Raw genomic sequence first — 11,482 nt, 5'->3', positions numbered from 1 at the left:
GCCGCGGCGACCTGCCGCACGGCGGACTCGAGCGCGACCGGCTCGGGGGTCAGGGGGGCGTCCCGCGCGGTGGCGTGGGCCAGCAGATCGTCGATCAGTTCCTGCATCTGGGCGGCGGCGCGCTGGATGCGGGCGAGGCCGTCGGCCAGCTCACCGGTCGCCTCACCGGCGGGCCCGGCATCGAGGGCGTCGGTCAGCAGCTGGGCCCAGGCGCTGACGGTGGACAGGGGGTTGCGCAGGTCGTGGGCGACGATGCCGGCGAAAGCCGTCAGCTCGTCGCGCCGGCGCCGCTCGGCGGTGACGTCGTGGAACACCACGACCGCCGCCCGGTCGTGGGCGGGCAGCCGGGTGGAGCTGACGCTGAGCAGGTGCTCCTCGCGTCCGTCCAGCGGGCAGACGAGGACGTCCATGTCGCGCACCTCGTGGCCGGACAGGGCCAGCATGTGCGGCTGCTGCCGCTCGCCGATGAGCGTGCCGTCGGGATGCAGCAGCCGGTACGCCTCGAAGGGGACCGAGACGGAAGCCGAGGCGGCGGTCCCGGTTCCCAGCAGGCGCCGGGCGGCCGGGTTGCTCATGACGACGCGCCCGTCGGCGTCGACGACCACCAGCCCGTCGTGCATCGCCTCGACGATCGCCGTCAGCATCCCGGCTTGCGCGCCGAGCTCCCGTTCGGCGGCGGCCCGCTGCCTGAAGAGCGTCTCGCGTTCGTCGCGGCCGAGCGCCAGGGCCAGGCCGATCACGGTGACCATGCCGACGAAGACCTGCGCCACCAGCACCCGGGTGGTGGGGGATCCGATCGCGGCGAACGGGCCGCCGCCGTAGGCGGTGAAGGCGACGGCGGCGGTGCCGGTGATCAGGGCGTGCAGGGCCGTGAAGGTGGCACCGAACCGTACGGCGGCCCACACCGTCACGCTCATCAGCAGGAACGTCAGCGGCAGGTCGCGCAGGATCCAGAACGTCGCGGTGTAGGCCACGGCCGAGGTCGCAACCAGGGCGCAGAACTCCGCGACGCGCCAGTCCGGGGTGCGGGCCAGCCTCTCGCGGACCACCTGCCGGGCCGCCGCCGGTCGCGTCAAGACGCCGGGCCGGCGCTCGGACAAGCGCCCCAGACGCAGGCCGAGCGCCGTGATCACCAGGATGCTGACGAGGTTGCGTGTCAGCCACACCGCGGCCGACACCGCCGACCACCGGCCGTCGGAGGCCTCCAGCGCGGCCGGGCCGATGAGCGCGCCGACCCCGGCACCGGTGAGCGCGGCCGCCAGCAGCCCCCACAGGTGCTGGACCCGCTCAAAGCCCCCCCAGCCCGGTGCGTTCCACACCTGCGGGCAGGAACGGGTGAACACGGCCAGGAAGACCAGCAGCTGCGCGATGTTGGCCGCCGTGAGGGCGGCACTCAGCGGCAGGCCCGCCCCGGTCACCAGGTTGCCTGCGAGTGTGATCGCCGCCAGGGCCGATACGTCCAGCCACCGGGACCGCGCACGCCGCTGGGCCAGCAGCCACACCACCCCCACCCCGGCGGCCGGCCACATCAGCCCCAGCTCCGTCCCGCCGATCAGGTCCATCCGGCCGACGAGCACCGCGGTGGCGTACAGCACGGCGAACGCCGCCGTGCGGCGCGGCGTCATGCCGCTACCCGGCATCGGCCTGGCGCTGCGCCGGGTCGCGGACGGTGGTGCGCCATCGGTGAGAAACCATGCCTCACCACTATCAGTCGCCATCGCAGAAAGTGACAAAAATCGATATACGTGTCACTTAAAGTGATGTTGAGTCCTGGCTCGCCCTGTCCCGGGGGCGGGTGCGGCCGGGGCTGACAGAGGGGACGCCCATCCCCGGCCGAGCTCGACCTCACCGCCGATGTTCCCATGCTCGTGGTCGAACACCTGGACGGCGGGTCGAGGTGCTGCCGGCGGACTCCGGCGAGGTCCGCATCTCCGAAGGAGCCGGCCATGACCAGCCTCTGAGACGGCCCGTAGCGTGGTGGCCGTTGGAGAGGATTCCAGAGGGGAGAGGCCATGTCGGTGCTTGTGGCGTTCAGCGTGACGCCGATCGGCTCGGGTGAGGACGTCGGCGAGTCGGTCTCCGAGGCCGTCCGGGTGGTGCGGGCCTCCGGCCTGCCGAACCGGACCGATGCGATGTTCACCACACTCGAAGGCGACGATTGGGATCAGGTGATGTCCGTCGTCAGGGACGCGGTGGCGGCGGTCGAGGCCCGGTGCGGGCGCGTCAGCCTGGTGCTGAAGGCCGACATCCGCGAGGGAGCGGGCGGCCGGATGGACGCCAAGGTCGCCACCGTGGAGCGGCATCTGGCGTGACCGCGCGGCGCGGGGCGGCCCGCGGACCCCGCCTTCCGCCCGCCGTACCGCCGGCGGTGCCTCGCGTCCCGGGAACACCACAGGCCGGCGATCAGTTGAACGGTCAGGGTCGACGCGCGAGGAGAGTGTGCCGCATGGCGGGAAGAGGATCGGCCGGGCGTCTGGTCGCGGGCGGGCTGGCGCTGGCCGCCGCCGGATGGGCGCTGCGGAACGTCCCGGCGGAGCTGGGCGGCAGGGTCGCCGGCGAGCGGCTGGCGCGCGTGCTCCGGTCGCCGCAGTTCCGCGACGGGGCCTTCCGCAACTCCGTGCCGGCGGACCTGGTCCCGCCGAGCAGCGCGCCGAGGCTCCTCGCCCGGATGCTCCTCGACCGGGACGGGCGACGGCCGGCGGGCCCCGTCCCGCTGGTGGCCTCCCCGGCCACGCCGCCGTCCGAGACCGGCCTGAGCGCCGTCTGGTACGGCCACGCGACCACGCTGGTCGAGATCGAGGGGCGGCGGGTGCTGTTCGACCCCGTGTGGAGCGAGCGCGCCTCCCCCGTCCCGATCGCCGGCCCGCGGCGGCTGCACCCGCTGCCGGTCCCGCTGGCGGGCCTTCCGCCGCTCGACGCGGTCGCGATCTCGCACGACCACTACGACCACCTCGACCGGGCGACGGTGCGCGCGCTCACCGCGGCGCAGACCGCGCCGTTCCTGGTCCCGCTGGGGATCGGCGCCCATCTGGAGCGCTGGGGCGTGCCCTCCTGCCGCATCGTCGAGCTCGACTGGGAGGAGGAGGCGATCGTCGCGGGCCTGAGGTTCACCTCCACCGCGGCCCGGCACTTCTCCGGGCGCACCCTGCGCCGCAACGACACCCTGTGGGGCTCCTGGGTGGTCGCGGGCGCACGGCGGCGGGTGTTCTACGCAGGCGACTCCGGCTACTTCGACGGCTACGCCCGGATCGGCGCCGCGCACGGCCCCTTCGACCTGACGCTCATGCCGATCGGCGCCTACAGCCCCAGCTGGCCCGACATCCACATGGACCCCGAGCAGGCGGTCGCCGCCCATCTCGATCTGGGCGGCGAGCTGCTCCTGCCCGTGCACTGGGCGACGTTCAGCCTCGCCCTGCACCCCTGGGCCGAGCCCGTCGACCGGCTGTGGCACGAGGCCAAGGCCTGTGGCGTGCGGCTCGCGATCCCCCGGCCGGGCGACCGGATCGACGCCGGCGACGCACCGCAGATCGACCCCTGGTGGGAGCTGCTCGGCGGAATGTAGAACCTTTGCATCGCATAACCGTTATGCCGTGATTTTTGGGGTACGACGCCTCCGGACTTCCGGGTCTGCGAGCCGTAGCGGGACCCCCGCCCACCGCGACCGCCGCACGTGAACCGCGAGTGTGAGGGGGTGGGATCCGATGACCGCCGTTCCCCGGCCGCCCGACGAGGACGAGCGCCTCGCGGAGCTGGCCGAGCTGCAGTCGCTGCGGACCGTGCCCGAACCCGACTTCTCCGCCATCGCCCAGCTGGCCGCGACCGTCTGCCAGGCGCCGATCGCCCTCGTCACCCTGGTCGGCGCCGACGGCCAGGAGTACAAGGGCCGGGTCGGCGTCACCGCGACCCACGGCGCCAGAGAGGCGACGGCCTGCGCGTACGTCATCTGCGGCCGCCAGGTGCTGGAGGTCCCCGACGCGCTGGCCGACCCGCGCTTCCGCGAGAACCCCTGGGTGACCGGGCCGCCGTACGTGCGCTTCTACGCGGGCGCGCCCATCGTCAGCAGCCACGACCACGCCCTGGGCGCGGTGGCGGTGATGGACCACGTGCCGCGCAGGCTGAGCCCGCCCCAGCGGCAGGCGCTGATCACCCTGGGAGCCAGCACCGCCGGGCTGCTGGAGGCCCACCACTACACCCAGCGGGCCGACGAGATCATCCACCGGCTGCGCGACGTGGAGGAGCTGAAGAACCAGTTCCTGCGCACCGTCAACCATGAGCTGCGCACCCCGCTGACCTCGATCGGCAGCTACCTGCAGCTCATCCAGGACGGTGACCTGGACGAGGTGACCGAGCAGAGGTTCCTGCGCGTCATCGAGCGCAACAGCCACCGCATCCTGCGGCTGATCGACGAGCTGCTGCTGATCGCCAGCCTCAACGCCCGCACCGTCTCCCACCGCCCGACGCGGACGGACCTGGTCGCCCTCGCCCGCCGTACGGTCGACCGGTTCACCCCCGACGCCCGTACCGGCCAGCTGGACATCCGCCTGCACGCGCCGGAGCACGTGATGGTGTGGGTCGACGCCGGCCGCCTGGAGCACGCGCTGGACCAGGTGGTGGACAACGCCGTCAAGTTCACCCCGCCCGGCGGGAACGTGGACGTCGCCGTCATCGCCGGTCCCGTCCCGGCGGTGGAGGTGCGCGACAGCGGCATCGGCATAGACCCCGCCGATCTCGACCACGTCCTGAAGGACTTCTACCGCGCCCCCGGCGTCGAGGAGCGGGCGATCGGCGGCACCGGGGTGGGCCTGGCCATCGCCGACAAGATCGTCGCGATGCACGGCGGCGAGGTGCGCATCAGCAGCAGGCCCGGCCACGGCACCTGCGTGCGCATCACGCTGCCCGCCGCGACCGGCGGCCCGGTGCCGGTGGGCTGATCGCCGGGGCCGGCGCCGACCGCGGGATCTCGCCCCGGCGCAGCGCCAGCAGCCGGTCGCGGTGCTCGTCCATCGGAGGTTTGTCCAGCCGCCAGAACAGCGGGACCGGCGCGGCGAAGACGCCGCGCCGGTCCGCGTCGGACTCCTCGGTCTCCAGCCCGTACGCGCGGGAGCCGACCACCACCGGGTGCCGGTCGGCGGCGGCCCGTGCCTCGCCCGTGACGGGATGCCCCGGTCCGGGGACGAGCACGCCCGGATCGTCGTAGAGGCGGTCGAGGTGCTCCGCGTTGCCGGAGTCGAACGCTTCGGCGAAGGCCGCGGGAAGCTGCTCGGCGTCTTCGCCCAGGCGTCGGTGACCGGTTGCCCGCTCGCCGATCACCGTCTCGTCGCCCTGCCGGGATCGCGCAGGAAGGCGACCATGTCGTCGAAGAAGCCGGCCGGGGCCAGCGACCGGGGGGCGAGGATCGCGGTGAGGGTGAGCTTGAGCTCCGACTCCGCGAGGCTCTGGCGGACCAGGGAGTGGTCCGCGTCCGGGTAGCGCCTGACCTGGAGCGCCGAGAGGGTGTCGCGGTAGACGGCCTCGGTCTCGGCGACGTCGACGTTGAGGTCGTGGCCGGCCAGGACGAGCAGGGTGGGGATTCGGCCGGTCGCCGGATGCCGGAGATCCTCGGTCGCGTCGGCGGTGTGGTTGCGCAGGATGAACCGCCAGCGGTCCGCGGTGAGACCGTCCGCCTCCCCTCCCATGGCCTGCCGGTACTGCTCGAAGGACGACTCCGCGCGCAGCAGGCGCAGCGTCTTGTCGCTGCGGTCGACGGCGCCCCGGATCTCGGCGGCGGTCGCGCCGTCGGCCCGCATCTCGGCGAGCAGGTTGTAGCGGCCTTGGCGGAGCCAGTTGATCGCGGGCGAGACGGCTATCACGAAGCCCAGATCCGGGACGCGGGCGGTGACCTTGGGCAGCACCCAGCCCGCCTGGCTGGCACCCCAGAGCCCGACGCGGCCGGCGTCGAGGTCGTGGCGGGAGCGGGCCCACGCGATGGCGGTCTCCACCTCCTTCGCCCGCTCTTCCATGCTCTGGTCCAGCCAGTTGCCCGCGGAGCCGCCGACTCCGGGCTTGTTCCAGGAGAGCGAGGCGTAACCCGCGCGGGCGAACGCCTCCCACATGGGGCGGTAGAAGCCGTCGTGGGTCGCGTCGACGGGGCCGTCACCGTGCACGAAGACGACCAGCCCGAACGGCCCTCTCCCGGAGGCGGGTGTGGCGAGCACGCCGTTCAGCGGGTGCGGGCCCGCGGGGATCGTCACCCGCTCCTCACGCAGATCGTAGGTGTTCTGGACGACGACCACTCCCGCTCCCGCCACCGCCAGGAGGACGAGGACGAGCACCGCGATCAGCGATCTGCGCACGCGCCGGCTCACCATGCGGTCTCACCCGCGCCGGTCTTCCTGCAATCCATGACATCTCCCTCAAAAAACTATCGTTGCAAGAACGATCGTAATACAATCGGGCGATATGGGGAGCAGTCAAGTGATCACGATCCGGCGAGGCGTGCCGCCCGGTGCCGAGCGGCGGGCGGCCGAGCTCTACTGGGAGGCCTTCGGCCGCAAGCTCGGTCCGGCGCTCAACCCGCCGGACAAGGCCGTCGGTTTCATCGCGGCGCATCTGAACCACGACCGGGCCGTCGCGGCGCTGGCCGGGGACCGGCTCGTCGGACTGGCGGGATACCGGCACGCGGGCCGGGCGCTCACCGGGGGGACGGCGGGCGACGTGCTGCGTTCCTACGGGCTGCTCTCCGGCCTGCCCCGGCTCGCGCTGCTGGCCCTGCTGGAGCGTGACCCCGCCCCCGGCGAGCTGGTGATGGACGGCATCGCCGTCGACCCGGCCTGCCGGGGCGCCGGTGTCGGGACCCTCCTGCTGGAGGAGGTCGCCTCGGTCGCGGCGGCCCTCGGCTACCGGGAGGTGCGGCTGGACGTCATCGACGGCAACCCGCGCGCCCGGGCGCTGTACGAACGGCGCGGCTTCACCGCCACCGGGACCGAGCACACGCCGTACCTGCGCGATCTCATGGGTTTCGGAGCGGTGACCACGATGCGCCGCCCCGTCGCCGCCCCGGAAGGCGGGAGAGGGTGACAGCCGTCGAACGGCCGCGGGCCCGAGGGGGGAAACCCCGCGGGTCGAGGTTCCGACCCGCACCCTCGTCTACGGGCTGGTCCGCCGGGACGGCACGGTCCACGCCGGCGAACTCTACGCCGTCGCCGAAATCCTCGGCATGAGCGATCAGCAGGTCCGCCTGTGCATCGGGCGGCTCGCCGAGGAAGGGCGCTTCACCCGGGAGGGCCGAGGGCGCAAGGCCGTCCTGCGAGCCGCCGGCGGTGTCACGAACTCACCGGCCCTGGCCGCCGGGTTCGTGCGCCACGCCTTCCGGCAGGACCGGGGCCTGCAACCGTGGGACGGCCTCTGGCACCTGGTCGCCTTCGCGGTCCCGGAGAGCGCGCGGGCGACGCGCGACGGCCTGCGCGAGGCCATCCTGCGGCTCGGTGGCGCCCCTCTGCACGGCGGCCTCTACGTCTCCGCCAATCCCTGGGACGACCTCGTCGAGGCCGAGGCGCACCGGCTGGGCCTCGGCTCCGCACTCACCCACCTCACCTGCACCCGGCTGCGCGTGGGCGGCGAACGGGACCGCGCGGGCTGGCCGCGTCCCTGTGGCCGCTGCAAGAGGTCGCCGCAGGATACGAACGGCTCGCCGAGGTGGCCTGTCCCCGCTTGCGCCGGGTGACCGGGCCGGAGCCGCTCACCCGGACGGAACTGCTCGCCATCGAGATCGAGCTCGCCGCCGAGCTCACCCGCGCGATGGACCCCGATCCGCTGCTCCCGCCCGAACTGCTCCCTCGGGACTGGCCCGGCGGCCGGGCCCGGGCCGCGGTCGCCGACTGCTGGGCCGCTCTGCGCGACCGGGGCGGGCGTGACCGGCACGATGGCGAGGCCCCGCCCCTGCGGCTCTTCGAGCTCTACGACGAGGCCGCCAGGGAAGCCGTCGAAGAAGCCGACCCCTGATCCGCCGACCTCTGATCCACGGAGCCCTGATCCGCCGTGACGCCCGGCAGATCAGGGGCGAGTCCGGAAGGCGGCGCGGTAGGCCTGGGGGGAGGTGCCGACGGCGCGGGCGAAGTGGGCGCGCAGTGTCGCGGGAGAGCCCATGCCCACCGCTTCCGCGATCCGGCCCATCGGCAGATCGGTGCTTTCCAGCAGGTGCTGGGCGCGGCGGACGCGGGCGTGCAGCAGCCACTGCAGGGGGGTGGTCCCGACCTGGGCGCGGAACCGGCGAGTCAGGGTCCGTACGCTGACGCGAGCGTGGCCGGCGATGTCGCCGAGGTTGAGTGGCCGGTGCAGGTTGGACTCCATCCAGGTGAGGACGGGCTGGAGCGCGGTCCCCGGATCGCGGGGATCGGCGTGCCGGATGAACTGCGCCTGGCCTCCGTCGCGCTGGGGGGACATCACCATCCGGCGAGCGGTCTCAGCGGCCACCACCGAGCCGTGATCGCGCCGGACCAGATGCAGGCACAGGTCGATGCCGGCCGCCACACCGGCTGAGGTGAGCAGATCGCCGTTGTCGGTGAACAGCACCGAGGCGTCGACCTCGACGGCGGGGTGGCGCCGGGCCAACTCGGCGGCGTAGGCCCAATGCGTGGTCGCCCGCCGTCCGTCGAGCAGCCCGGTGGCGGCGAGCAGGAACGCCCCGGCACAGATCGAGGCGATCCGGGCGCCGCGCCCGGCCGCCGCCCGCACCGCCTCCAGGACGTCCCCGGGCGGCTCTTCCAGGAAGTCCCAATGACCGGGGATCACAAGGGTGTCGGCCGCCGCGAGGTCATCGAGGCCCCATGCGGTCTCCAGCCGCATCGCGCCGAAGGGCTCCGAGGTCCGAACGGCACCGCCGAAGGTGCACAACCGCGTCTCGTACAGCGGCCGGTGCCGATCACCGGTGGAACTGCCGAAGACCTGGGCGGGCACCGTCATGTCGAAGGCGACCACCCCGTCCATCACCAGCACACCGATCACATGCATGGCCAGAATCTAGCGCAGTACGGCATTGCAGCCACTTTCCACACGGCCCTTCGACGGCCACGATCGAACCCATGACAGATCACTTCACCGGCTTCGCGATTCCCGACACCCCACTGACCCGCAAGGCGTACGGGTTCGTCCAGGAGATCGCCTCGCAGGCCGTTCTCACCCACAGCGTGCGCACTTACCTGTTCGGCAGGGCCATCGGGGAGCGGCAGGGGCTCCGGGCCGAGCACGACTACGACGACGAGGTCTTGTTCCTGGCGTGCGTGCTGCACGACGCCGGGCTGACCGAGCGGGGCGAGCGGGGCGGGCGGTTCGAGGCGGACGGCGCGGACCTGGCCGCGGAGTTCCTCACCGAACAAGGGCTGGCCGCGGACCGGACCCGCCTGACCTGGGAGGCGATCGCCCTGCACACCAGTCTCGGCATCGCCGACAGGATGCGGCCCGAGATCGCGCTCACCCATGCCGGCGCGGGGGCGGACGTGGCGGCGTTCGGCGCCGAGAAGCTCCCCGCAGGCTACGCCGACCGGGTGCACGCCGCCTACCCGAGGCTGGGCGGCGGCGTCGAGCTGACCGAGCTCATCGCCGGCCAGGCGGCGCGTAACCCGGCCAAGGCCCCGCCGTTCTCCTTCACGGCGGAACTGCTGCGGCAGGACGCTCCCGGCAGGGCCGTTCCGCCGTGGCGCGAGGTGGTCGCCGCGGCCTGGCCCGGCGTCGTCTGACAGGTGGGCCCCCGCCGGGCCTCATCCGCCGGAACACGCCGCTCACCGGGATCGTCAGGGTGGAGAACGCGGTGGGCCGGGCCTCTCACCCGCCCGGGACCTCCGCCATCACCTGGGCGAGCGCCTTGCGGGTCAGGGCGGGCACCTCGGCGTCGTGGGCGGCGTAGCCGACCGGGAACAGGATGTAGGGCCGTTCGTTGGCCGGCCGCCCGCAGACGCGGGTGAGGAACGCCATGGGGTTGGGCGTGTGGGTGAGCGTGGACAGCCCCATGGTGTGCAGCGCGGCGATGAAGAACCCGCAGGCGATTCCGACGCTCTCGTTGACGTAGTAGTGCTTGACCCGGGTGCCGTCGGGGCGGACGCCGTACTTCTCGGCGAAGCAGACCACCAGCCAGGGCGCGACCTCCAGGTAGCCCTTGTCGGAGCCGGTCTCCAGGGGGGCCAGGGCCTCGCGCCACTCCGGGGTCAGCCGCCCGCCCTCGTAGTTCTCGCGCTCCTCGATCTCCGCGGCCTCCCTGACCCGCCGCTTCGTCTGCGGATCGCCGATGACCACGAACGTCCACGGCTGCTGGTGCGCGCCCGACGGCGCGGTGCTCGCGGTCCTGACCGCCAGTTCGACGCACTCGCGGGGCACCGGCTCGTCACTGAAGAAGCGCACGCTCCGCCGCCGGTCCATGTGCTCGAAGAACTCCCGGCCCCGGGCGACCATCTCCGCGCCGGGACGACGGTCGGGCCGGTACGGGACGAACGGGTGGGAGTGCTGCCGCGCCATGAGGGCCTCCATCGCTGCCGGATCTGCCGGCGTAGTCTGGAACACCCTCACGATCCGGGCAACACCCCGGCCGTCATACTGACGAATCGACGGTTCCGGCGAGGCCTCGCACCACGGAGGTGGACAGATTGGCAGCGCGCAGGAGGGGCCTGGACGACCTCGACCGCAGACTGCTCCAGCTGATCAGGGCGCGCCCGCGGACCGGTCTGCTGGAGATCGCCCGCCTCCTCGGCGTCGCCCGGGGCACCGTCTCGGCCCGGCTGGACCGGATGGTCGCCGACGGCGTCATCACCGACTTCGGCCCGAACCTCTCCCCGGGCGCCTTGGGCTACCCGGTGCAGGCGTTCACCACGCTGGAGGTGGAGCAGGTCTCCCGCGCCGGGATCTCCATCGCGCTCACCGCGATTCCCGAGGTGCTGGAGGCCCACATCGTCACCGGTCCCGGCGACGTCTGGTGCCGGATCGCCGGGCGGGATCACGAGCACGTCCAGGAGGTCATCGACCGCGCCCTGGCCATCCCGGGCGTACGGCGGAGCAGCACCGTGATCGCCCTGTCCACCGTGGTCGCCCACCGCGTCCAGCCCTTGGCCGACAGCGCGACGGCGACGGCCGCGACGGGCATCAAGGACATGGACGAACGGTACGCAGACCTTGGCCGGAGGTCCCCGGCCGAGGAGCAGGATCAGAGCCTGCCGGCCACCGGCCGCTGGTGAACGACCGGCCCGCATTCGGCCAAGACACGCCAGGACGGGGAAACGGCGCCCCCGTGCACCGGCGCGACGAGTGATCGAATGAAGCACCGCTCGGAACCGGGCCGGGGATCCGGCCGCAGGCACCCGCTGCCCGGAAGCGGCCGCCCGGCGGCCGCGCCGTCGCCGAGCGGCGTGATCCGACCCGGGGAGAGGGATGCACTCGCACGCACCGACACCACCATGCGCCGCCGTCCGGCGGCTGATCGTCGCGCTCTGCTCGGTCCTGCTGGGCGCCGCGCCCGCGG

13 protein-coding genes are annotated in these 11,482 nt (G+C 73.2%); 8 read left to right on the top strand and 5 right to left on the bottom strand.

Annotated elements, in window-relative coordinates; all coding sequences use genetic code 11:
- Positions 1 to 1,625: MASE1 domain-containing protein (locus ACWJ6R_RS19595; protein ID WP_449063614.1), on the bottom strand; the 1,625-nt coding region annotated here is incomplete at its 3' end.
- A 387-nt stretch (positions 1,626 to 2,012) separates the two neighbouring features.
- On the opposite strand from ACWJ6R_RS19595, the gene ACWJ6R_RS19590 reads away from it, so the two are divergent.
- From ACWJ6R_RS19590 to ACWJ6R_RS19580, 3 genes are all read left to right on the top strand, one after another.
- On the top strand, positions 2,013 to 2,312 hold the full coding sequence (locus ACWJ6R_RS19590; RefSeq protein ID WP_449063613.1) for a thiamine-binding protein: 300 nt from the start codon (positions 2,013 to 2,015) through the stop codon (positions 2,310 to 2,312).
- Positions 2,313 to 2,446: 134 nt separating this feature from the next.
- Complete coding sequence (locus tag ACWJ6R_RS19585; RefSeq protein ID WP_449063612.1) at positions 2,447 to 3,562, top strand: MBL fold metallo-hydrolase; 1,116 nt, start codon at positions 2,447 to 2,449, stop codon at positions 3,560 to 3,562.
- A 139-nt stretch (positions 3,563 to 3,701) separates the two neighbouring features.
- On the top strand, positions 3,702 to 4,931 hold the full coding sequence (locus tag ACWJ6R_RS19580) for a sensor histidine kinase (RefSeq protein WP_449063611.1): 1,230 nt from the start codon (positions 3,702 to 3,704) through the stop codon (positions 4,929 to 4,931).
- On the opposite strand, the gene ACWJ6R_RS19575 is transcribed toward ACWJ6R_RS19580, so the two are convergent.
- Together ACWJ6R_RS19575 and ACWJ6R_RS19570 are read right to left on the bottom strand one after the other, a co-directional pair.
- Entirely contained in the window at positions 4,888 to 5,310 is a 423-nt protein-coding gene (locus ACWJ6R_RS19575) for a DNA polymerase beta superfamily protein (protein WP_449063610.1), read from the bottom strand. The genes ACWJ6R_RS19580 and ACWJ6R_RS19575 overlap by 44 nt on opposite strands.
- Positions 5,307 to 6,332, bottom strand: a complete 1,026-nt coding sequence (locus ACWJ6R_RS19570) for an alpha/beta hydrolase family protein (RefSeq protein ID WP_449063609.1) — start codon at positions 6,330 to 6,332, stop codon at positions 5,307 to 5,309. The genes ACWJ6R_RS19575 and ACWJ6R_RS19570 overlap by 4 nt, the downstream gene beginning before the upstream one ends.
- A gap of 121 nt (positions 6,333 to 6,453) precedes the next feature.
- On the opposite strand from ACWJ6R_RS19570, the gene ACWJ6R_RS19565 reads away from it, so the two are divergent.
- The 3 genes from ACWJ6R_RS19565 (at position 6,454) to ACWJ6R_RS19555 (ending at position 7,980) form a co-directional block, all read left to right on the top strand.
- On the top strand, positions 6,454 to 7,056 hold the full coding sequence (locus ACWJ6R_RS19565) for a GNAT family N-acetyltransferase (RefSeq protein ID WP_449063608.1): 603 nt from the start codon (positions 6,454 to 6,456) through the stop codon (positions 7,054 to 7,056).
- A 139-nt stretch (positions 7,057 to 7,195) separates the two neighbouring features.
- Positions 7,196 to 7,702, top strand: a complete 507-nt coding sequence (locus tag ACWJ6R_RS19560) for a hypothetical protein (protein ID WP_449063607.1) — start codon at positions 7,196 to 7,198, stop codon at positions 7,700 to 7,702.
- On the top strand, positions 7,690 to 7,980 hold the full coding sequence (locus tag ACWJ6R_RS19555; RefSeq protein WP_449063606.1) for a PaaX family transcriptional regulator C-terminal domain-containing protein: 291 nt from the start codon (positions 7,690 to 7,692) through the stop codon (positions 7,978 to 7,980). Before ACWJ6R_RS19560 ends, ACWJ6R_RS19555 begins: the two co-directional genes overlap by 13 nt.
- A 51-nt stretch (positions 7,981 to 8,031) precedes the next feature.
- On the opposite strand, the gene ACWJ6R_RS19550 is transcribed toward ACWJ6R_RS19555, so the two are convergent.
- Positions 8,032 to 8,988: a GlxA family transcriptional regulator gene (locus ACWJ6R_RS19550; protein ID WP_449063605.1), complete on the bottom strand. Its 957-nt coding sequence runs from the start codon at positions 8,986 to 8,988 to the stop codon at positions 8,032 to 8,034.
- 71 nt (positions 8,989 to 9,059) lie between these two features.
- On the opposite strand from ACWJ6R_RS19550, the gene ACWJ6R_RS19545 reads away from it, so the two are divergent.
- Complete coding sequence (locus ACWJ6R_RS19545) at positions 9,060 to 9,713, top strand: HD domain-containing protein (protein ID WP_449063604.1); 654 nt, start codon at positions 9,060 to 9,062, stop codon at positions 9,711 to 9,713.
- An 85-nt stretch (positions 9,714 to 9,798) separates the two neighbouring features.
- Here the strand turns inward: ACWJ6R_RS19545 and ACWJ6R_RS19540 are convergent, their stop codons facing one another.
- On the bottom strand, positions 9,799 to 10,485 hold the full coding sequence (locus ACWJ6R_RS19540; RefSeq protein WP_449063603.1) for a nitroreductase family protein: 687 nt from the start codon (positions 10,483 to 10,485) through the stop codon (positions 9,799 to 9,801).
- 119 nt (positions 10,486 to 10,604) lie between these two features.
- Here ACWJ6R_RS19540 and ACWJ6R_RS19535 point away from each other — a divergent pair, with 119 nt between their 5' ends.
- A complete protein-coding gene (locus tag ACWJ6R_RS19535; protein ID WP_449063602.1) occupies positions 10,605 to 11,198 on the top strand; it encodes an Lrp/AsnC family transcriptional regulator in 594 nt (197 codons plus the stop codon).
- Positions 11,199 to 11,482 lie beyond the last annotated feature (284 nt).

The sequence above is a fragment of the Planomonospora algeriensis genome (assembly GCF_977012225.1).
The sequence above is the reverse complement of the archived record's forward strand: the minus strand, read 5'-3'. Positions and strand labels throughout refer to the sequence as shown.